The organism is Microbacterium sp. NPDC059771 (assembly GCF_042732495.1).
Taxonomy (GTDB): domain Bacteria; phylum Actinomycetota; class Actinomycetes; order Actinomycetales; family Microbacteriaceae; genus Microbacterium; species Microbacterium sufflavum.
Genome location: NZ_JBHWHK010000001.1, coordinates 1,614,026 through 1,634,629, shown reverse-complemented (window position 1 = coordinate 1,634,629; position 20,604 = coordinate 1,614,026). Strand labels below are relative to the sequence as shown.

The following is a 20,604-nucleotide window of genomic DNA, read 5'->3' as shown; positions in this document are numbered from 1 at the left end:
CGCGCGGGCGCGCTGTGCGCTGCTGGCGAAACCGGCGGCGACGGCCGATCCGGCCCCGGTGCCGCGCGATAGAGTTGGCGAGTCCGACGAACTTCAAGGAGCACGCGTGGAAATCCGCATCGGCATCATCAACACCGGCCGCGAGCTGAGCTTCGACACCGCCGCCTCGGCGGACGAGGTCCGCACCCAGGTCTCCGCGGCGCTGGAGCAGAGCGCGAGCCACCTGAGCTTCGCCGATGTGAAGGGCAACTCCTACATCGTGCCGACCGCGAACCTCGCCTTCATCGAGCTGGGCACCGAGGAGTCGCGCCGCGTCGGCTTCGTCGCCTGACCGCCGATGTACATCCTCCTCGCCCTGATCGCGGCGTGCGCGCTCGGCATCGCCGTGCACTACGTCGTCGGCGGCCGTGAGCTCCGGGGCGTGGCCCTGGCTCCGGCCGTCGCCACCGCCACCGCGGCGCTCCTCTACACCGTGCTCCAGTGGGCGGGCGTCGGCGAGGACAGCCCGTGGCTCTGGCTCGCGAGCATCCTCGGCTCCGTGGTGGTCTCGGCCGCGGTCGCGGTCGGGGTCACCGCCCTGCGCCGGCGCTCGGACGCCGAGACGAAGGCCGCGCTCGGGATCTGACCCGGCGGGCCCGCCCGCTCAGGAGGCGAGGCCCATCGCGTCCATGCGTCGAGCATGCGCGCCCATGAGCTCGGTGTAGACCGGCTCGATGCGCTCCTCCTCGACGGCGAGCAGTTCGGGTCGCAGCGCGGCACGGCACACGAGGATCGTGTCGCCCACGAGGCGCCGCGCCCACATCGACAGCAGCGACCGCCACTCCTCGTCGCTCTCGATCGTCTCCTGGATGATCGCGACGATCTCGTGCCTGGCGTCGTCCTCGCGCAGGATCTCGGCGACGCGCCGCCCCGGCTCTCCGTAGCTGGACGCGAGGGCGAGATAGAAGTCGTCGAGCATGCCCGCGGTGATGTACACGGCGAGGAGCGTCTCCCGGGGGCGCGCGCCGATGGTCTTGCGGCGGAACGCGTCGAGGTGTTCGCGGAAGGGGAGCATCAGCTGCGTGGGGTCGTCTCCGCGCTCGGCGATCAGGTCGACGATGCCGCGGTGCTTGGTGAGTGCGGCACCCGCCGCGCGCGACAGGGCCTCCTTCTCGGACAGCTCGGGTGTCGCGCGGATGAGTCGCGTCAGCGTCTCGAAGTAGCCGAGCTGCAGGTAGGCGGCCTGACCGAGGAAGCGCGGAAGCTCGGGCGCCAGCTCGGCGAAATCGACCCGGGTCGCATCGCCCTGCTCGCCGCGACTGCGCAGTGCGAGGGCGCGCCGCGGCGCACGGTCGCGCTGCCAGAACCACTTAACCACGAGGCCGTCCTCCCGAGTCCACCACGTCGTTCACAATACTCGGGCCCGCGCTTCTTCCTGGCGGAGAGAGGGGCTCCGGTAGGCTGTCCCTGTCCCCGCCGTCGGAGCGGGGCCCCGCGCCTGTGGCACAAGAGACGGCGTGGCTCCGTTTACGTGGCGATCCCCGCGGGTCGCCGGACAGGCAATCTGAAAACAGTGACAACTTTCGCCGATCTCGGCATCGATCAGGACATCGTCGACGCACTGGCCGCGAAGGGCATCGTGGATGCCTTCCCGATCCAGGAGCAGACCATCCCCCTCGGCCTGCCTGGCCAGGACATCATCGGCCAGGCCAAGACCGGTACCGGGAAGACCTTCGGCTTCGGCATCCCCGTCGTGCAGCGGCTCGGGAAGGACCCGGAGCACGGCGTCAAGGCGCTGATCGTCGTCCCCACCCGCGAGCTCGCGGTGCAGGTGTACGAAGACATCGACCTGCTCACCAGCAACCGCTCGACCAGCGTCGTCGCCATCTACGGCGGCAAGGCCTACGAGGGTCAGATCGACCAGCTCAAGGCGGGCGCGCAGATCGTCGTCGGCACCCCCGGCCGTCTGATCGACCTGGCCGGTCAGCGCCTGCTCGACCTGTCGAACGCGACCGAGGTCGTGCTCGACGAGGCCGACAAGATGCTCGATCTGGGCTTCCTCGCCGACATCGAGAAGATCTTCCAGAAGGTCCCGGCCGTGCGCCACACCCAGCTGTTCTCGGCGACCATGCCCGGACCGATCGTGGCACTGGCCCGCCGGTTCATGACCAACCCGATCCACATCCGCGCGAATGACCCCGACGAGGGTCTCACGCAGGCCAACATCAAGCACCTCGTCTACCGCGCGCACTCGCTCGACAAGGACGAGGTCATCGCCCGCATCCTGCAGGCCGAGGGCCGCGGCAAGACCGTCATCTTCACCCGCACCAAGCGGGCCGCTCAGCGTCTCGTCGACGAACTCAGCGACCGCGGGTTCAACGTGGGCGGCGTGCACGGCGACATGGGTCAGGACCAGCGCGAGCGGTCGATGGCGGCGTTCAAGGCGGGCAAGAAGGACGTGCTGGTCGCGACCGACGTCGCCGCCCGCGGCATCGACGTGGACGACGTCACGCACGTGATCAACCACACGATCCCCGATGAGGAGAAGACGTACCTCCACCGCGCGGGTCGCACGGGCCGGGCGGGCAAGACGGGTATCGCGGTCACGTTCGTCGACTGGGAGGACCTGCACAAGTGGGCCCTCATCAACCGAGCGCTGGAGTTCGGCCAGCCGGAGCCGATCGAGACGTACTCGTCGAGCCCGCACCTGTACACCGACCTCGACATCCCCGAGGGCACCAAGGGCCGTCTGGTCTCCGCGCCGAAGAAGGAGCCGGTCAAGACCGAGCGCACCCGTCGTCCGGAGCGCGCCGCCGACGCCGCGGCCGAGGGCACGGGCGAGGCGGGCACGCGTCGTCGTCGCCGCCGCCGCACGGGCTCGAGCCAGGTCGGTTCGACGTTCGCCGAGGGTGCCGCCGACGGCACCGCGTCCGAAGGCTCCTCCGCTGCGTCCGCTGACCGCGGCGCCGAGGGCGCCGGTACGCACGACGGTGCGGGCAAGGAGCACCACGACGGCAAGCCGGCTCCCGCCCGCCGCCGCCGTCGTCGTCGCGGGGGCTCCGGTGCCGCCGGCGCCGCGCCCGTCGCCGGCGCCTGAGCCGGCCGCATCATCGTCCGAGGGGCGCCGCACGGTCATCCGTGCGGCGCCCCTCGTCGTTCCTCACGGGTCCCGCCGCCACGGCCACTCGACGGCAGCGCGTCGTCAGGGGTAGCGCGGTGTGGAGCCCGACGCCCGGTCGATGAGGCGCTGCACCATGTCCTCGGCCGTCGTGTTCTCCCCCGGGCGGTTCGGCTTGCCGCTGCCGTGGTAGTCGCTCGACCCCGTGACGATGAGGTCGTGCCGTGCCGCGAGCTCGCGCAGCATCCTCTTGCCCTGCGCGGTGTTCTCGCGGTGGTCCACCTCGAAGCCGCCGAGCCCCGCGTCGATCAGCCGTTCGATGTACGCCACGGGCATCATGCGGTCGCGGCCGGCCGTGACGGGATGGGCGATGACGGCCACCCCGCCCGCGGCGGTGATGAGCCGCACGGCGGTGAGCGGATCGGGGGCGTAGTGGGGTTCGTAGTAGCCCTCGCGCGGGTGCAGGATGCCGTCGAACGCTTCGGTGCGATCCCGCACGATGCCGCGCGCGACGAGGGCGTCGGCGATATGCGGTCGGCCGACCGTGGCGTCGAGCGTGGTCTGGGCGACGACGTCGTCCCACTGCAGGTCGTAGTCGCGACCGATGTTGCGCACGATGCGCTCGGCCCGTCCGATCCGGTCGTCGCGGATGCGGTTCGTCTCGGCGCTCAGCGCGGCGTCGTCCGGGTCGAAGAGGTAGCCCAGCACGTGCACGCTGCGCCACTCGTGCTTGGCGGAGAGCTCCATTCCGGGCAGGAACGTCATGCCGAGGGCGACCGCCGCGTCGCCCGCCTCGGTCCAGCCGGTGGTGCGGTCGTGATCGGTCAGTGCGGCCGTGCGGACACCGTGCGCGTACACCTGCCGCATCACCTCGGCGGGCGACTCCGTGCCGTCGGAGTGGTTGGAGTGCAGGTGCAGGTCGGCGGGACCGGCGAACCTGTGTGACGCGGCGGGCATCCTCCGAGCGTAGCGAGCGCCGGGACCCGCGGATCCGCAGCCGCGCTGATCGGCGTCGCGGCAGGGCTTTCACAGGCGTCGCTTCTAGGCTGGAGGGGATGTTTCGTCTCCTGGGGATCCTGTTCACCGTGCTGTTCGCGATCGCGACGGCCATCGTGGTGTGGCCGCAGTTCTTCCGCCTCGAGCAGACCTACCCGTTCGCGCAGCTGGTCGCCGCCCGCGGCCTGGTGCTCGGCGCGCTCCTCGTCGTCGCGGTGCTGGCGCTCCTGCTGCTGCTGGCCCGGCCGCTCCGAGGGTTCGCGGCGTCGATCCTGATCGTGGCGCTGCTGGGTGCCGGGGCCACCGGGGTGATCGGCGCGACGCGCGGCTTCACCGGCGCCACCCTCCCCGCCGCGACCGACAGCAGCCTGCGGGTGCTGACCTGGAACACGGCGGGCGAGGCCGTTCCCGCGGAGGAGATCGCACGACGGATCCTGGAGCAGGGTGCCGAGGTCGTCGCTCTGCCGGAGACCACCGAGGCGGTCGGCGAGCGCATCGCGTTGATGCTGCGGGAGCAGGGGCACCCGATGTGGGTGCACCACGTGCAGTTCCGGCCCGACGTGCCGAACGGCCCGCAGTCGTGGCAGACGACCGTGCTGGTCGCTCCCGAGCTGGGCGAGTACTCCGTGATCGAGTCCGCCAGGGACGGCAGCAGCAACACCGGGTCCGTGCCGAGCGTCGTGCTGATGCCGGTGGACGGCGACGGGCCGACGATCGTGGCCGTGCACGCGGTCGCTCCGCGCATGGAGGAGATGCAGCAGTGGCAGAGCGACCTGCAGTGGATCGCCGACCAGTGCCCGGCGGGCGACTTCATCCTCGCGGGTGACTTCAACGCCACGGTCGACCACATGGCGTCGCTCGGCGTGGAGGGGGGCGACATGGGCTATTGCCGCGACGTCGCCTCTCGCACGGGCAACGGTCTGTCCGGCACGTGGCCCAGCTCCCTGCCCGCGCTGGCCGGGGCCCCCATCGACCACGTGATGGCCTCTCCGAACTGGCGCCCGACGGGGTCCGTCGTCCTGGACGACGCCGGTGGCAGCGATCACCGCGCGCTCGTGGTGCAGCTGGAACCGGCCGGCTGACCCTGCGCGTGCGCCCCGGGGTGAGAGACTGGAGCGATGAGCACCGGAGAACGCGACACGATCGCTGACGAGACCGTCGAAGCCCCCGTCGAGAACAGCTCGACCAATCGCAAGCAGCCCTTCCCGCAGGGCTTCCTCGACACCATCTCGACCGGATGGGCCGAGCGTCCGGAGACGGTTCCGGCTCCGCGCGCGCAGGCACCGTTCGCGGCGAAGCGCCGCGCCGCCGTCTCGGCCGCCTTCCCCGGGCAGCGCCTCGTGATCCCGGCGGGCTCTCTCAAGCAGCGCAGCAACGACACCGACTACGTGTTCCGCGCCCACTCGGCGTTCGCGCACCTCACGGGGTGGGCGTCGGACGCCGAACCCGACTCCGTCCTGGTGTTCGAGCCGACCGACGGCGGCCACGACGTCACCCTCTACTTCCGCGAGCGCGCGGACCGCACCACCACCGAGTTCTACGCCGACGCGACGATCGGCGAGTTCTGGATCGGCCCGCGCCCCTCGCTGGCCGGCGTCGCCGCCGACCTGCAGATCGCCACGGCACACCTGCACGAGTTCCGCCCGAGCGAGGGAGAGCTCGTCCTCGACGAGGACGAGACCCTCAGCCGCGTCGTCTCCGAGCTGCGCCTCATCAAGGACGAGTTCGAGATCGCCGAGATGCGGCGTGCGGTGGAGATCACCGCGAACGGCTTCGACGACATCATCCGCGAGCTTCCCGCCGCGATCGCGCACGCCCGCGGCGAACGGGTGGTCGAGGGCGTGTTCCACCGCCGCGCGCGCGAGGACGGCAACGGCGAGGGCTACGACACGATCGCCGCGTCCGGCCCGCACGCCTGCTACCTGCACTGGACGCGCAACGACGGTGTGGTCGCTCCCGGAGACCTGATCCTGGTGGATGCGGGGGTGGAGGCGGACAGCCTGTACACGGCGGACATCACGCGCACCCTGCCGGTCTCGGGCACCTTCACCGACGTGCAGCGGCGCGTGTACGAGACAGTCCGTGAGGCGGCCGACGCCGCGTTCGCGGCAGCCCGGGTGGGCGTGCGGTTCCGCGACGTGCACGCCGCTGCGATGGCCGTGATCGCCGAGCGCACCGCCGAGTGGGGTCTGCTGCCGGTCACGGCGGAGGAGGCGCTGGACGCCGACGCCGGCGGTCAGCACCGCCGCTACATGGTGCACGGCACCTCGCACCACCTGGGTATCGACGTGCACGACTGCGCTCAGGCCCGCCGCGAGATGTACTACGACGGCATCCTCGCCCCGGGCATGGTCTTCACGATCGAGCCCGGTCTGTACTTCCAGATCGACGACCTCACGGTGCCCGCCGAGCTGCGCGGCATCGGGGTCCGGATCGAGGACGACATCCTGATGACGGAGGACGGCCCCGTGAACCTGTCGGCCGACATCCCGCGCACGGCCGACGAGGTCGAGGCGTGGATGGCCCGGCTCCGCGGCTGACCCGGCGATGCACGACGGTGAGCTGACGGTCGACGACACCCTCGCCGACCGTCTGCTCGCCCGGGATGCACCCGACCTGCACGGTCGACCGCTGCGCAGGGTCCCCGCGGCGGGCACGGTCAACACCATCGTGCGGCTCGGCGACGACCTCGTGGCGCGCTTCCCGCTGTTGCCCACCACCGAGCAGCAGCTGCGGAGGGAGGCGGCCGCCCTGCACGAGTTCGCCGAGGCCACGCCGTTCGCCACCCCGGTCCCCGTGCGCGTCGTGCCGCCGTCGACCGACTACCCGTCGGCGTGGTCGGTGCAGACGTGGGTGCCCGGACGACCGGCCGACCCGCTGGCCCACGCCGATGCCGCGGACCTCGCGCGTGACCTCGGGGCGCTGATCCGTGCGCTGCGCGCGGTCGACGTCGCAGGGCGCGGGTTCGACGGTCGGGGCCGCGGCGGAGTGCTGGCCGACCACGACGAGTGGGTCGCGGAGTGCCTCGCGCGCAGCGGGTCGCTCTTCGATGTCGCCGCGGCCACCGCCCTGTGGTCGGAGCTGCGGTCGCTGCCGTCCGCCGAGGACGTGGTCATGAGCCACCGCGACCTCACCCCGTTCAACCTGTTGATCGCCGAGGACGGCGGCGCCCGCCTGGTCGGTGTGCTCGACGGGGGCGACTTCGGTCCGGCCGACCCCGCCCTCGACCTGGTGTGCGCGTGGCACCTGTTCGACGCGCCGGTGCGCGAGGTGCTGCGGGACGCGGTCGACGTGGGCACGACGACCTGGTTGCGCGGCGCGGCCTGGGCCTTCCAGCAGGCCGCGGGCCTCGGCTGGTACTACGAGCGCTCGAATCCGGCGATGAGCGCGCTCGGCCGCACCACGATGCGCCGGCTGCTCGCCGACGCGGACCTGCGCCGCCTGATCTAGCCGCTGCCTCCGGTCTGGCGGAGTGAGGGGTGGTGGGCCGCCGTTCTCCCCAGATCGGCGGCCCGTCCCCCTGAATGGAAGCGGGCCGGGCCGGGAACTCCTCCCCCGAGGCTCCCGAGCCCACCCGACCGGCGCAGAACCCCCCGCACCGGCGCCCGAACTCCGCCCCCCGGAGGAGTTCGTGTGGCGTCTCCACCTGATGAGACGGGCTCGCACACGATTCATTACGCGAATCGGAGAAAAAGTTCTGGGGAATCTCGTCAGCGGCGTCGGGCGACGATGAAGTCGCGGATCACCGGGGCGAGCGCGGCCCCGACATCGGCCGCGGGACGCTTGTGTCCCGCGATCTCGAAGGAGTGACCGCCGCCCTCGATCCAGTGGACCCGGGCGTCCTGGCAGGCGGCGAGCGCCTCCTCGAACTGCGACAGCGGCTGGATGAACGGGTCGTTCGTCCCCTCGATGAACAGCTGCGGCACGGCGATCGCCGGAAGGTGCTCGGTGCGCGGACGGTCCGGGCGCCCCGGCGGGTGCAGGGGGTAGCCGAGGTACACGAGCCCGTCGACGGCGAGCCCCTCGGCGACCGCGAGCGACGCCATGCGCCCGCCGTACGACTTGCCCGCGGCCCAGATGCGTCGACCGGGGTGGGCGGCCCGGGTGGCCTCGACGATCGCGCGCCAGGTGGCGACGGCGTGGGCAGCCGGACCCGGCATCTTCCGCCCCTGCTGGCTGTAGGGGAAGGAGAACCGTGCCGTCGCGAGACCGAGACCGTCGAGTGCCCCGGCGAGGCCGACGAGGAACGGGTGGTCCTTGCCCGCGCCGGCGCCGTGGGCGATCAGGACGATGTCGGCACTCTCGGCGTCCGTCCGATCGACCGACACCGTGACCGTGCCGTTGGGCAGCGCGACGTCGAGGGTGCTCATCGCTCGTCGTGCCGCGTCAGCGGATCGTGCCAGCGGCGCCGGGATCGGCCGGCCGCGGCGGCACCCCGGGCTCGGGGGCGGGAGCGGGCTCCGGGGCGGGAGCCGGCTCCGGGGCGGGAGCGGGTTCGGGGGCGGGAGCGGGCTCCGGGGCCGGTGCGGGCTCGGGGGTCGGAGCGGGGGCGGGTTCCGCGCCCGGCTCAGGTTCGGGGGCCGGCGGAGCGGGCGCGGGAGCCGGAGCAGCCGGGGGTGCGGGAGCGGGCGCGGGGGTGCCGGCACCCGGGGTGATGCGCTCCCCATAGCGCGGCGGCTCGTCCAGGTTCACGGGCGGGCGCACCGGAGCGACCCGCGTGGCACCGAGCACCTGGCGGGCCTTGGCCAGCGACGCCGCCTGCACCGTGACCTCGTAGTGATCGGCGGCGAACTGCGTGACGCTCGCGAAGTCGCGGCGCCGGCGGACGATCGCGTACGTCACGAGGCTCAGCAGCATGCCGACCGCGACACCGATGAAGACGAATCCCACGAACAGCTGGATGGGGACCTCGGGGTTGCCGAGCACGAGGATGGCCGACAGGAAGAGCCCGATCAGCACGCCGTTGATCGCGCCCGATCGGGCGGCGGCGGCATAGCCGAGGCGCCCCGTCACCCGCTCGACCGTGCGGACGCTCTGCCCGACGATCGCGATGTCCCGCGCCGGCACCTCTCCGGCGATCAGCTTCGACACCGTCTTCTGCGCGCTCTCGTAGTCGCGCATCGAGGCGACGATCTCGCCGGTGTCCGTGCCGTTCGCTGGGCGATTAAGCATGCTCATCAAGCCATTCTTCCATGCCGTGCTCACGGCCGCCGCGGATGGCGTGCGGCCGCCGCGGGCGAGACCCCCGGGATACGCTGGACGAGTGAGCACACAACGGGTCTTCGCCGCGCGCCTCGCAGGGTGCGCCGTCTTCGATCCCGTCGGCGACCGGCTCGGCAAAGTCCGGGATGTCGTCGTCGTGTATCGAAGTACCGCGGCCCCTCGTGTGATCGGCCTCGTGGTCGAGATCCCCGGCCGCCGCCACGTGTTCCTCTCGATCGGGCGGGTCACCTCGATCCGGTCGGGGCAGGTCATCACCACGGGCCTCATCAACGTGCGCCGCTTCTCACCGCGAGCCGGTGAGGTGCGGGTGCTCGCGGAGATGCTCGGGCGCCGCGTGAGCCTCATCGACGGCAGCGGCACCGCCGTCATCGAAGACGTGGCGATCGAGCCGAACCGTCTGGGCGAATGGGCCATCAGCCAGCTCTTCCTGCGGCGACCGAAGACCGGGGCCTCCCCCTTCGCCAAGGGGCCGACGACGTTCGCCGCCTGGAACGAGGTCGCCGAGGAGCGGGCGCCGGGCGAGGCGCAGTCCGCCGAGCAGCTCGTCGCGTCGTACTCCGAACTGCACGCCGCCGACCTCGCCAACACCCTCCTCGACCTGCCGCAGCAGCGCATGATCGAGGTCGCCGAAGAGCTCTCCGACGACCGTCTCGCCGACGCCCTGGAGGAGATGCCGGAGGACGAGCAGGTGCACATCCTCGACCGGCTCGGCGACGAGCGCGCCGCGGACATCCTCGACCAGATGGAGCCGGACGACGCCGCCGACCTGCTCGCACAGCTGCCGCCCAACCGCCTGGAGCAGCTGCTCGAGCTGATGGAGCCGGAAGAGGCAGAGGACGTCCGGATGCTGCTCCGCTACGGCCCCGACACGGCGGGCGGTCTGATGACGCCGGAGCCGATCATCCTCTCCGCCGACGCGACCGTGGCCGAGGCCCTGGCGCTCATCCGCCGTCACGAGCTGCACCCCGCCCTCGCCGCCGCGGTGTTCGTCACGCTGCCCCCGTTCGAGACCCCGACCGGACGCCTGCTGGGCCTCGTACACTTCCAGCGGATGCTGCGCTACCCGCCGCACGAGCGCCTCGGCGCCATCCTCGACGACAGCCTCGAACCCGTCCCGGTCACGGCCTCCGCGGCCGAGGTCGCCCGCATGCTCGCCAGCTACGACCTGGTGTCGCTCCCCGTGGTCGACGCCGCCCACCGCCTCGTCGGCGCCATCAGCATCGATGACGTGCTGGACTACCTGCTGCCCGACGACTGGCGCACGCACGACAGCGACGACGCGTCGCCCACGACGGGGGCGCGCTGATGGCGAGGATGAGCCGGTCGACGCCGCGCCTGGACGCACCGGGGCGGGGAACCACGCGCCCCCGCACCACCTCCCGCGACCGCTTCGGACGGTTCACGGAGTGGGTGGCCCGGGCCATGGGCACGCCCGCCTTCCTCGTGATCCTCAGCCTGTTCTGCATCCTTTGGATCGGGTGGAACACGCTCATGCCGCACCACCTGCGCTTCGACGATGCGGCCCTGGGGTTCACGGCGCTCACGCTCATGCTGTCACTGCAGGCCTCGTACGCCGCCCCGCTGATCCTGCTCGCGCAGAACCGGCAGGACGACCGCGACCGCGTGCAGATCGAGCAGGACCGCCAGCGGGCCGAGCGCAACCTCGCCGACACGGAGTACCTGGCGCGGGAGATCGTGGCGCTGCGCATGGCGCTCGAGGAGCGCAATTCGCAGGCGGTCACCCGAGACGTGCTGCGCCAGGAGCTGAAGGCGCTGCTGGCCGAGCTGAACGACGCCGAGGACGAGCCGGCGGGCGGCGCGACCCCATGACCGCGGCCGACAGCGTCCGCAGCGCCGTCTCCGCCGTCACGGACCCGGAGCTGCGACGCCCCATCGGTGAGCTCGACATGGTGCGGGACATCGAGGTCGACGGCACCGTCGCGCACGTCGGGATCGCGTTGACCATCGTCGGGTGCCCCGCCGCTGACCGCATCGAGCGGGATGTCCGCGCCGCGGCCGCCGCGGTGCCCGGCATCGAGACCGTCGAGGTGGACGTGGGGGTCATGACCCCCGCCGAGCGGAAGGCGCTGACCGAGAAGCTGCGCGCCGGTCGCCCGCCGCGCCACATGCCGTTCGGACCCGAGTCGCTCACGCGCGTGATCCTCGTGTCCAGCGGGAAGGGCGGCGTCGGCAAGTCCACCGTCACCGCGAACCTCGCGGTCGCTCTCGCCCAGCGCGGGCTCGCGGTCGGCCTCGTCGACGCCGACGTGCACGGGTTCTCGATCCCCGGTCTGCTCGGCATCCCCGCCGGCACGCAGCCCACGCGCATCGACGACCTCATGCTGCCCCCGGTCGCGCACGGCGTGAAGGCGATCTCGATCGGGATGTTCCTGCGCGACGGCGAGTCGGTCGTCGCGTGGCGCGGGCCCATGCTGCATCGGACCGTGTCGCAGTTCCTCACCGACGTCTTCTTCGGCGACCTCGACGTGCTGCTGATCGACATGCCGCCCGGCACGGGAGACATCGCGATCTCGATCGGTCAGCTGCTCCCCCACGCGGAGGTCCTCGTGGTGACGACGCCGCAGGCGGCCGCATCGGAGGTGGCGATCCGCAGCGGACTGGTGGCGCGGCAGACCGGACAGCGGGTGATCGGCGTGGTCGAGAACATGGCGGCGTACACGCTCCCGGACGGCACCGTGGTCGATCTGTTCGGCGCGGGCGGCGGGGCGGCGGTCGCCGAGGCCCTGTCGGAACCCGGCTCCCCGGTGCCGCTGTTGGCCTCGATCCCGCTCAGCCCCGCGCTGCGGCGGGGCGGCGACGTCGGCGACCCCGTCGTGATCGCCGAGCCGGACGACGCGGCGGCGACCGCCATCCGCACTCTGGCCGCACAGCTCGGACGACAGGGACGCGGCCTCGCCGGTCGACCGCTGCCGATGTCGATCTCCTGACCCGTGGAGGATGCCCGGATGCCGCACCGCTCCGTGACCGTGGACGAGAGACTGCTCCGTCACATGGCGAGGGACGCCGCGATCTACACCCTCACGCGCCCGGTCGCCATCGTCATGTGGCTGGCGCTGGCCGCCGCCCTGATCATCGGCGTGCTCAACCTCACCGCGACCGCGCGCGCCGGGCAGGAGACGTCCGCCATCGTGGCCTTCACTCCGGCGGTCGCGGTCGCCCTCGGCCTCTACGCGGTGCTGCTGTCGGTGTCCAGCGCGCGCCGTGCGGTGCGGGCCGCCATGCCCGTGGAGAGCGTGGTGTGGGTGGCGCTGGAGGACGACCGGCTGCAGCTGGGCAGCGACCGGCGGCGCTCCGAGATCCCCTACTCCGAGTTCCAGCACGTCCGCGTCGGGCGCGACGCCGTGCTGCTCAAGGTGCGCGATGCCGCCGTGGCGACCGCGATCCCCCGCGTGCTGCTGAGCGACGACGACATCGCACGACTGCGATCCCGCGTCTCCTGAGCCGTCGGGTCAGGTGGCCTCGGAGTCGAACGGAGGACGGTTCTGCGCATCGAACACCGGCGGCGCGGTGCGCGGGGCCACCGGTTCCGCGATGGTGGCGGCGACCGCGGCCGGGGTCGTCGGCTGCGGCTCCTCGAACAGGGCGTCGCGGATGATGCGCCGGGGGTCGTACTGCCGCGGGTCGAGCTTGCGCCAGTCGACGTCGTCGAGCTCCGGGCCCATCTCCTCCCGCATCCGCGACTTGGTGTCGCGCAGGTACTCGCCGGCCTTGCGGACGAGTCGCGCGAAGCTCTCGGCCGCACGGGGAAGACGTTCGGGTCCGATGATCAGCACCGCGATGAGGCCGATCAGCAGCAGCTTCTCGAAGGTCAGACCGAACGTCATGTGACCAGGCTACCGCCGCGCCTGCGGAGTCTGCGCGCAGACAGCCCATACCCTGGAGGCATCACCCACGCAGGCAGGGAGAGTCAGCCCATGAGCGAGCACGACGCCAACGCGCGCTTCCTTCGAGAATCCATCGTCGAACCGGATTCCCTCGCGAGGGCGCGCGCGCACGCGGTCGAGCTCGGTGCCGCCCCGGTGAGCGCCGCGGTCGGTTCGCAGATCGCCGTGCTCGCCGCCGCCGCGGGGGCGCGGTCGATCGTCGAGATCGGCACCGGTGCCGGCGTGTCCGGCCTCTGGCTGCTGCGCGGCGCCCCGCAGGCCGTCCTGACCACGATCGACAACGAGCCGGAGCATCTCGCCGCGGCACGCCAGGCGTTCGCCGACGCCCGCGTCCCGTCCACCCGCGCCCGCCTCATCACGGGTCGCGCGAGCGACGTGCTGCCGCGCATGAACGAGTCCTCGTACGACATCGTGCTGGTCGACGCCGACCCGGAGAACGTGATCGAGTACGTCGAGCACGGTTTGCGGCTCGCACGGGTCGGCGGGCTCGTGCTCGTGCCGCGCATCCTCGCCGGCGGTCGCGTGGCCGACCCCGTGCAGCGCGACGACGTGACCTCCGCCTACCGCTCGCTGGTGCAGGCGACCCAGGAGTCCTCCGCGGTGCTGGCCACGGTGTCGCCGGCCGGTGAGGGACTGCTGCAGCTGGTGCGCCTCGACGACCAGGACTGACCGCGGGCACGGGGCCGGAACAGCGAAAGAGGGCGATGGATCCGCGGATCCATCGCCCTCCTGGTTCCGCACGAGCGGACCCGGTTCGATCAGGCCGGCGTCACGACGGCACCCAGCACGTCGTGGAGCTCCTTCGCTTCGGCGTCGTTCACGGAGACGACCAGGCGGCCGCCGCCCTCGAGCGGAACGCGCACGATGATGAGTCGTCCTTCTTTCACGGCCTCCATCGGTCCGTCTCCGGTCCTCGGCTTCATCGCTGCCATCGTGGCTCCCTTTCCTCCGGTGGTATGGAACGAGTTTATCGGGTGACACCGCGCCGTGGACGTCACGCCGACACAATCCCGTTCTCCCGCGCGATCAGGGAACCTGCCAGAACGTGCTGCCGAGCGCATACACGTGGTAGATCCACACCCACTGACCGAGCAGGCACAGCACCAGCACGCCGAGACGCCAGGCGCGCGACCGGGGCACCGCGACCGCGCCCCACACCGGGCTGAGCGGCAGCAGCAACCGGAACGTGCTCGACTGCGGGAAGAACACCGCCAGCAGGTACAGCAGGTAGCTCGCACTCCACAGGCGCAGGTCCGCACCCAGTGCCCGCACCGGGCGGGCGAACAGCAGCGCGAGGGCCGCGGCCACCACGAGCAGCACGAGCGCGACGGGTCCCCCCGCGGCGGGAAGCCCCCACAGCGAGAACCAGAACTGCGACGCCTGCACCCACCCCTCGAACGGCACGAAGCCGTCGACGCCGCCCACGATCCAGTGCCGGCGCCAGGCGAGCTCGGTCGCGAGATACGCCCCGGGGTCGCCCGTGACGACGGCGGCGATCACCTGCCACGCGAAGCCGGTCGCGACGGCGAGCGCGCCGGCCGCCACGATGTGCACCACCTCGCGCAGCGCGAGCGGATCGTCGCGGCGGTGGATCCAGCGGAGGATGCCGTGGAGGCCGAGGTACAGCGCGAACGCCAGAACCCCGGGTCGCGTGAAGCCCATCACCGGGATCAGCAGGTACAGCCACGCGTACTGCCGGCGGATCGTCGCGTCCAGGGCGAGGAACAGCAGCAGCAGGAACAGCGTCTCCGCATAGCCCACCTGGAACATCGCGGCCAGCGGCCCTGCGGCGAAGAACACGACCGCCCAGAGCGCGGCCCCGCTGCCGATGCGATCGCGCAGCAGGCGATGCAGCGCCAGGCAGGCCAGGTAGCCGGCGACGAGGGCGAGCACGAACGCTCCCGCTCCCCAGGAGCCGAGCACGAAACCGAGCGCCTTCGCGGCGTATGCGAACACCGGCATGAACGCCCACGCGTTCTCGGCGACCTCGCCGGCGTCGGTCAGCGGCAGCTCGCTCGGATACCCGTGGACGGCCACCTGCCAGTACCACTGGGCGTCCCAGCCGAGCACGAAGTCGATCAGGCCCGCGTCACCGCCGAAGCGCGAGAAGACGGTGGACAGCGACGCCGCCGCGATCAGGAACCCCGTCGTCACGACGCGCGCGCCGAGATAGATCAGGCCGATGCGCAGCGGAAGGGGAAGCCGGGCCCAGCGACGTGCCGTGCTCAGTGCGAGGTGAGCCATGCCCGCAGGCCCTGCTCGACCGCCGCGATCTGCGCGAGCGGCACCCGCTCCTCGTCGTGGTGGGCGAGGTGCGGGTCACCGGGGCCGTAGTTCACGGCGGGGATGCCCAGCGCCGAGAAGCGCGCCACGTCGGTCCAGCCGTACTTCGGTCGCGGCTCGGCGCCGACCGCCGCCACGAAGTCCCGCGCGATGTCGGCGTCCAGCCCGGGGCGTGCCCCCTCGGCCGCATCCGTGATCTCCACGTCGAACCCCGCGAGCACCGCGCGCACGTGGGCCTCGGCGTCGGCGGCCGACTTGCTGGGCGCGAAGCGGTAGTTGACCTCGACCTCGCACGCGTCGGGGATGACGTTGCCCGCCACCCCGCCGGCGATGCGGACGGCGCTGAGGCTCTCGCGGTACAGCAGCCCCTCGACCGGGACCTCCCGAGCGCGGTACTCGGCCAGACGGGTGAGGATGGGCGCGGCGCGATGGATGGCGTTCTCGCCGATCCACGCCCGGGCACTGTGGGCGCGGACACCCGAGGTACGCACGATCGCCCGCAGCGTGCCGTTGCAGCCGCCCTCGACCTCGCCGTTCGACGGTTCGCCCAGGATCGCGAAGTCCGCCTGGAGCAGGTCGGGACGTGCCGCCGCCAGCAGCGCGAGCCCGTTCTTGGTCGCCTCGACCTCTTCGTTGTCGTACCACATCCACGTGATGTCGACCGCGGGGTCGGTCAGCTCGGCCGCGAGCTTCAACTGCACCGCGGTGCCCGCCTTCATGTCGACCGTGCCGCGCCCCCACAGGTAGGGCTCGCCGTCGACCTCGATGTCGCGCGTGGGAAGGTTGCCGTTCACGGGCACGGTGTCGATGTGGCCGGCGATCGCCACGCGACGGTCTCGGCCGCGGTCGGTGCGGGCGACGATCGTGTTCCCGTGCCGGATGACCTCGAGGTGCGCGAGGGGGGCGACGGCCTGCTCGATGGCGTCGGCGAGCGTCTTCTCGTCGCCCGAGACGCTCGGGATGTCGCAGATCGCGCGGGTGAGGGCAGCAGAGGACGCGGTCAGATCGAGCACCATGCCCTCAGCCTACCGACCGTCGTCATGCGGGCGGAGGCCCGGGTCGGCCCGCGATACCGTGGAGGTATGAGCGACGCGAGAACTGTGTGGGGCATCGGACTGACCACGACCGCCGGCGACGGCACCGTCCTGGACGCCTGGTTCCCCGAGGTGCGCACCGTCGCCCCCTCGACCGAGGACGCCGCGGCCGCGGTCGACGCCCTGGTCCCGCTCGCCGGGCCGGACGAGCGCCGCAACGTGACGGTCGAGGTCGTCCAGCTCCAGGTCGACCTCGACGCCGCCCCCGCCTCCACCGCGGACGCATACCTGCGGCTGCACGCGCTGTCGCACTTGGTCGCACGCCCGAACGAGCTGAACCTGGACGGCATCTTCGCCCACCTGCCGAACGTGGCCTGGACGAACGCCGGACCTGTCCTGCCGTCCGACGCGGCCCGTCTGCGCCCGCAGCTCCAGCGGGCGGGCATCCAGGTGCAGGGGCTCGACAAGTTCCCGCGCCTGACCGACTACGTCCAGCCCGCCGGTGTCCGCATCGCCGACGCGTCCCGCGTGCGCCTCGGCGCCCACCTCTCCCCCGGCACCACCGTGATGCACGAGGGCTTCGTGAACTTCAACGCCGGTACGCTCGGCGCCTCCATGGTCGAGGGCCGCATCTCGCAGGGTGTCGTCGTGGGCGACGGCAGCGACATCGGTGGCGGCGCCTCCATCATGGGCACGCTCTCCGGCGGCGGCACGCACCGTGTCTCGATCGGGTCGCGCACGCTCCTGGGCGCCAACGCGGGGATCGGCATCTCGCTGGGTGACGACTGCGTGGTCGAGGCCGGGCTCTACGTCACGGCTGGCACCAAGATCGTGCTGGCCGACGGCCCGGTCACTCCGGACGGCGGCCGTCCGACCGTGAAGGGCGCGGAGCTGTCCGGCCGCGACGGCCTCCTGTTCCGTCGCAACTCCCTCACCGGTGCGGTCGAGGCGGTCCAGCGCGCCGGCGTCGGGGTCACGCTGAACGACGCGCTGCACGCCTGACACCGGGCATGCGGCCTCCGGCATGCCGCCACTGGTAGACTGACACCGCTGCTCGCGCCGCCGGCCGGTCAGCATCGTCGTCGTCTAGGGGTCTCCGAGGACCGAAGCGAGCGCCCGGCGCTCCCATCACCAGCCCGAACTGGCCATACGTACGGCGAACGGACGCGCGATCCGCCGCGTCCTCGCCCACCTCACCCCACTACCGCGCCCCTGTCGGGCGCTGACGGAGTTTCTGCATGCCTTCCTTCCTCGATCTCGGCGTTCCCGCCGAGCTCGCCGCCGTTCTCGCCGCCTCCGGCAAGACCGAGGCGTTCGCGATCCAGCGCGACACCCTTCCCGATTCGCTCGCCGGCCGTGACCTCCTCGGTCGCGGACGCACCGGCAGCGGCAAGACCATCGCCTTCGCCCTTCCGCTCGTGGCGCGGCTCGCGGCCTCGGGCACCAAGCGCCGCGCCGGGCTCCCCCGCGGCCTGGTGCTCGCGCCGACCCGAGAGCTCGCGACGCAGATCGCCGCCACCGTGGCCCCGCTCGCCGAGGCCGTGGGCCTCCGCGTCACCACCGTGTTCGGCGGTGTCAGCCAGCGTCCGCAGGAGAAGGCGCTGCAGGGCGGCGTCGACATCGTGGTGGCCTGCCCCGGTCGCCTCGAAGACCTCATGAAGCAGCAGGTCGTGCGTCTGAGCGCGATCGAGGTCGCGGTGCTCGACGAGGCCGATCACATGGCCGACCTCGGCTTCCTCCCCGGCGTCACCCGCATCCTCGCGGCGACGCCCGCCGACGGACAGCGCCTGCTGTTCAGCGCGACCCTCGACCGCGGCATCGACACCCTCGCCCGCCGGTTCCTCTCGAACCCGGTCAGCCACGAGGTCGATGAGGCGAGCGTGCCCGTGGGCGAGATGACGCACCGCGTGCTGGTGGTCGACTCCACCGAGAACAAGACCGTGCTCGTGCGCGACCTGGCGTCCGGCACCGGCCGTCGCATCCTGTTCACGCGCACGAAGCACCAGGCGAAGAAGCTCGCCAAGCAGCTCACGGCCGCCGGCATCCCCGCGGTCGACCTGCACGGCAACCTCTCGCAGAACGCGCGCGAGCGCAACCTCGGCGCGTTCTCGACCGCTCCGGAGGACGGCGGGGTGCGCGTGCTCGTGGCCACGGATGTCGCGGCGCGCGGTGTGCACGTCGATAACGTCGACCTCGTGGTGCACGTCGACCCGCCCGTCGAGCACAAGGCCTATCTGCACCGCTCCGGCCGCACCGCGCGTGCCGGCGCCGCGGGCACGGTGGTCACGGTCGTGCTCCCCGAGCAGCGCCGCGACGTGAAGGACCTGCTGCGCAAGGCCGCGATCTCGGCCCCGCTCGAAGAGCTCACCCCGGCCGCGGTGACCGAGCTGGTGCCGGAGCGCGCGCCGCACGTGCGCCCCGCACCGGTGCAGCAGGCGCCGCAGCGCCCGGCCGCCAAGCAGCGCCCCGCCGGTGGCGAGCGCAGCTCCGCGGCGACCCCGCCCGCGCGACGTCGCCGCCGCCGCTCCGGCGGTCAGGGCGGCGGCCAGGGCGCCAGCTACTCCACGCAGACCGGCGGCGCTTCGCGCCAGGGCGGCCAGTCCCGCCAGGGCGGTGGCCGCGGCTCGCAGGGCCGCTGACACCCCTGCCACCCGGAACGGTGCCCCTCTTCACGGAGGGGCACCGTTCTGCGTGGCGCTGCCGGACGCCGAAACGCCCCCTCCGATGTGACGGAGGGGGCGTTTCGGGTGACGGCTCAGCGCGTCGGGAAGGACCGCTCGGGCGAACCCGTGTACAGCTGCTGCGGGCGGCCGATCTTGGTCTGCGGGTCGAGCTGCAGCTCACGCCACTGCGCGAGCCAGCCCGGGAGCCGTCCGATCGCGAAGAGCACCGTGAACATGCGCGTCGGGAAGCCCATCGCCTTGTAGATCACGCCGGTGTAGAAATCGACGTTCGGGTAGAGGCGACGCTCGCGGAAGTAGTCGTCGGCGAGCGCGAGCTCCTCGAGCTCTTTCGCCAGATCGAGCAGCGGGTCGGTCACGCCCAGCGAGGCGAGCACCTCGTCGGCCGCCTCCTTGACGAGCTTGGCGCGCGGGTCGTAGTTCTTGTAGACCCGGTGCCCGAAGCCCATCAGCTTCACGCCCTCTTCCTTGTTCTTCACCCGCTCCACGAAGCGCGCGACGCTCTGCCCCGAGTCGCGGATCTGGCCGAGCATCGTCAGCACGGCCTCGTTCGCACCGCCGTGCAGCGGGCCGGAGAGCGCCTGGATGCCGGCGGACACGGAGGCGAACTGGTTCGCGCCCGTCGAGCCGACGAGGCGGACGGTCGACGTGGAGGCGTTCTGCTCGTGGTCCTCGTGCAGGATCAGCAGCAGCTCGAGCGCCTTCGCCATGACCGGGTTGATCTCATACGGCTCGGAGTTGACGCCGAAGTTGAGCTTGAGGAAGTTCTCCACGAACCCGAGGGAGTTGTCGGGGTACAGGAACGCCTGCCCGACGCTCTTCTTGTGCGCGTAGGCCGCGATCACCGGGAGCTTGGCGAGCATGCGGATCATGTTCAGCTCGACGTGCTCGGGGTTGTGCGGGTCGGTCTGGCCCTCGTAGTACGTCGACAGGGCGGCGACCGCCGAGGACAGCACGGACATGGGGTGCGCGGTGTGCGGCAGCGCGGAGAAGAAGCGCTTGAGGTCTTCGTGCAGCAGCGTGTGGCGGCGGATCTTCTCGTCGAACTCGGCGAGCTCGGATGCCGAGGGCAGCTCGCCGTAGATGAGCAGCCACGCCACCTCGAGGTAGCTGGTGCTCCCGGCGAGCTGTTCGATCGGGTAGCCGCGGTAGCGCAGGATGCCCTTGTCGCCGTCGATGAAGGTGATCTCGGACTTGGTCGAGGCGGTGTTCACGAAGCCGTAGTCGAGTCCGGTGTACCCGGTCTGCCTGGTCAACGTCGAGAAATCGATGCTGTCGTGGCCGGCCGTGCCGCGCACCACGGGGAATTCGGCGGTGGTGTCACCGATCGTCAGCTTCGCCGTCTGGTCTGCTGCAGCGCTCACGCGCCCTCCTCCTTTGTCTGA

At 71.9% G+C, this 20,604-nt stretch carries 22 protein-coding genes; 13 read left to right on the top strand and 9 right to left on the bottom strand.

Annotation, left to right across the window (positions count from 1 at the left end):
• The first annotated feature begins 106 nt into the window (after window positions 1-106).
• Together ACFV3I_RS07790 and ACFV3I_RS07785 are read left to right on the top strand one after the other, a co-directional pair.
• On the top strand, window positions 107-331 hold the full coding sequence (locus tag ACFV3I_RS07790) for a DUF3107 domain-containing protein (protein WP_136029971.1): 225 nt from the start codon (window positions 107-109) through the stop codon (window positions 329-331).
• A gap of 6 nt (window positions 332-337) precedes the next feature.
• The gene (locus ACFV3I_RS07785; RefSeq protein ID WP_136029973.1) at window positions 338-625 is read left to right on the top strand and encodes a hypothetical protein; all 288 of its coding nucleotides are present in this window, start codon (window positions 338-340) and stop codon (window positions 623-625) included.
• A gap of 18 nt (window positions 626-643) precedes the next feature.
• Here ACFV3I_RS07785 and ACFV3I_RS07780 read toward each other — a convergent pair whose 3' ends face one another.
• Complete coding sequence (locus ACFV3I_RS07780) at window positions 644-1,357, bottom strand: ferritin-like fold-containing protein (RefSeq protein WP_136029975.1); 714 nt, start codon at window positions 1,355-1,357, stop codon at window positions 644-646.
• A gap of 195 nt (window positions 1,358-1,552) precedes the next feature.
• Between ACFV3I_RS07780 and ACFV3I_RS07775 the strand changes: the two genes are divergently transcribed.
• Complete coding sequence (locus tag ACFV3I_RS07775; protein ID WP_247638580.1) at window positions 1,553-3,076, top strand: DEAD/DEAH box helicase; 1,524 nt, start codon at window positions 1,553-1,555, stop codon at window positions 3,074-3,076.
• A 105-nt stretch (window positions 3,077-3,181) separates the two neighbouring features.
• Here the strand turns inward: ACFV3I_RS07775 and ACFV3I_RS07770 are convergent, their stop codons facing one another.
• Window positions 3,182-4,054, bottom strand: coding sequence for a PHP domain-containing protein (locus ACFV3I_RS07770; RefSeq protein WP_378803562.1), 873 nt, complete (start codon window positions 4,052-4,054; stop codon window positions 3,182-3,184).
• Window positions 4,055-4,152: 98 nt separating this feature from the next.
• Here ACFV3I_RS07770 and ACFV3I_RS07765 point away from each other — a divergent pair, with 98 nt between their 5' ends.
• Genes ACFV3I_RS07765 through ACFV3I_RS07755 form a run of 3 tightly spaced genes read left to right on the top strand, consistent with a single transcriptional unit; the run spans window position 4,153 to window position 7,543 of the window.
• Entirely contained in the window at window positions 4,153-5,175 is a 1,023-nt protein-coding gene (locus ACFV3I_RS07765; protein WP_378822657.1) for an endonuclease/exonuclease/phosphatase family protein, read from the top strand.
• Between the two features lie 36 nt (window positions 5,176-5,211).
• Window positions 5,212-6,633 (top strand): aminopeptidase P family protein, encoded by a 1,422-nt coding sequence (locus ACFV3I_RS07760; RefSeq protein WP_378803561.1) that lies wholly within the window; start codon window positions 5,212-5,214, stop codon window positions 6,631-6,633.
• A 7-nt stretch (window positions 6,634-6,640) separates the two neighbouring features.
• Window positions 6,641-7,543, top strand: coding sequence for a phosphotransferase (locus ACFV3I_RS07755; protein WP_378803560.1), 903 nt, complete (start codon window positions 6,641-6,643; stop codon window positions 7,541-7,543).
• 260 nt (window positions 7,544-7,803) lie between these two features.
• Here ACFV3I_RS07755 and ACFV3I_RS07750 read toward each other — a convergent pair whose 3' ends face one another.
• Window positions 7,804-8,463, bottom strand: coding sequence for an alpha/beta family hydrolase (locus tag ACFV3I_RS07750; RefSeq protein ID WP_378803559.1), 660 nt, complete (start codon window positions 8,461-8,463; stop codon window positions 7,804-7,806).
• A 16-nt stretch (window positions 8,464-8,479) separates the two neighbouring features.
• Window positions 8,480-9,271 (bottom strand): general stress protein, encoded by a 792-nt coding sequence (locus ACFV3I_RS07745; protein ID WP_378822656.1) that lies wholly within the window; start codon window positions 9,269-9,271, stop codon window positions 8,480-8,482.
• Between the two features lie 85 nt (window positions 9,272-9,356).
• Between ACFV3I_RS07745 and ACFV3I_RS07740 the strand changes: the two genes are divergently transcribed.
• The 4 genes from ACFV3I_RS07740 to ACFV3I_RS07725 are packed head-to-tail and all read left to right on the top strand — an operon-like array spanning window position 9,357 to window position 12,777.
• On the top strand, window positions 9,357-10,622 hold the full coding sequence (locus tag ACFV3I_RS07740) for a magnesium transporter MgtE N-terminal domain-containing protein (RefSeq protein WP_136033187.1): 1,266 nt from the start codon (window positions 9,357-9,359) through the stop codon (window positions 10,620-10,622).
• Window positions 10,622-11,146, top strand: a complete 525-nt coding sequence (locus tag ACFV3I_RS07735; protein WP_136033189.1) for a DUF1003 domain-containing protein — start codon at window positions 10,622-10,624, stop codon at window positions 11,144-11,146. The genes ACFV3I_RS07740 and ACFV3I_RS07735 overlap by 1 nt, the downstream gene beginning before the upstream one ends.
• A complete protein-coding gene (locus ACFV3I_RS07730) occupies window positions 11,143-12,264 on the top strand; it encodes an Mrp/NBP35 family ATP-binding protein (RefSeq protein ID WP_136033192.1) in 1,122 nt (373 codons plus the stop codon). Before ACFV3I_RS07735 ends, ACFV3I_RS07730 begins: the two co-directional genes overlap by 4 nt.
• An 18-nt stretch (window positions 12,265-12,282) precedes the next feature.
• Complete coding sequence (locus tag ACFV3I_RS07725; RefSeq protein ID WP_136035377.1) at window positions 12,283-12,777, top strand: YcxB family protein; 495 nt, start codon at window positions 12,283-12,285, stop codon at window positions 12,775-12,777.
• A 9-nt stretch (window positions 12,778-12,786) separates the two neighbouring features.
• On the opposite strand, the gene ACFV3I_RS07720 is transcribed toward ACFV3I_RS07725, so the two are convergent.
• Complete coding sequence (locus ACFV3I_RS07720; protein ID WP_136033195.1) at window positions 12,787-13,161, bottom strand: twin-arginine translocase TatA/TatE family subunit; 375 nt, start codon at window positions 13,159-13,161, stop codon at window positions 12,787-12,789.
• Window positions 13,162-13,251: 90 nt separating this feature from the next.
• Here ACFV3I_RS07720 and ACFV3I_RS07715 point away from each other — a divergent pair, with 90 nt between their 5' ends.
• Window positions 13,252-13,890, top strand: a complete 639-nt coding sequence (locus ACFV3I_RS07715) for an O-methyltransferase (protein WP_136033197.1) — start codon at window positions 13,252-13,254, stop codon at window positions 13,888-13,890.
• A gap of 89 nt (window positions 13,891-13,979) precedes the next feature.
• Here ACFV3I_RS07715 and ACFV3I_RS07710 read toward each other — a convergent pair whose 3' ends face one another.
• The 3 genes from ACFV3I_RS07710 to dapE form a co-directional block, all read right to left on the bottom strand.
• On the bottom strand, window positions 13,980-14,153 hold the full coding sequence (locus tag ACFV3I_RS07710; RefSeq protein WP_136033199.1) for a DUF3117 domain-containing protein: 174 nt from the start codon (window positions 14,151-14,153) through the stop codon (window positions 13,980-13,982).
• A gap of 94 nt (window positions 14,154-14,247) precedes the next feature.
• Window positions 14,248-15,465, bottom strand: coding sequence for a hypothetical protein (locus ACFV3I_RS07705; protein WP_378803557.1), 1,218 nt, complete (start codon window positions 15,463-15,465; stop codon window positions 14,248-14,250).
• Window positions 15,447-16,520: a succinyl-diaminopimelate desuccinylase gene (gene dapE / locus ACFV3I_RS07700; RefSeq protein ID WP_136033202.1), complete on the bottom strand. Its 1,074-nt coding sequence runs from the start codon at window positions 16,518-16,520 to the stop codon at window positions 15,447-15,449. Before dapE ends, ACFV3I_RS07705 begins: the two co-directional genes overlap by 19 nt.
• 66 nt (window positions 16,521-16,586) lie before the next feature.
• Between dapE and dapD the strand changes: the two genes are divergently transcribed.
• Window positions 16,587-17,540, top strand: coding sequence for a 2,3,4,5-tetrahydropyridine-2,6-dicarboxylate N-succinyltransferase (gene dapD / locus ACFV3I_RS07695; protein WP_136033204.1), 954 nt, complete (start codon window positions 16,587-16,589; stop codon window positions 17,538-17,540).
• Window positions 17,541-17,776: 236 nt separating this feature from the next.
• Entirely contained in the window at window positions 17,777-19,177 is a 1,401-nt protein-coding gene (locus ACFV3I_RS07690) for a DEAD/DEAH box helicase (RefSeq protein WP_206251515.1), read from the top strand.
• 116 nt (window positions 19,178-19,293) lie between these two features.
• Here the strand turns inward: ACFV3I_RS07690 and ACFV3I_RS07685 are convergent, their stop codons facing one another.
• Window positions 19,294-20,583, bottom strand: a complete 1,290-nt coding sequence (locus ACFV3I_RS07685; protein ID WP_136028647.1) for a citrate synthase — start codon at window positions 20,581-20,583, stop codon at window positions 19,294-19,296.
• Between the last annotated feature and the right edge of the window lie 21 nt (window positions 20,584-20,604).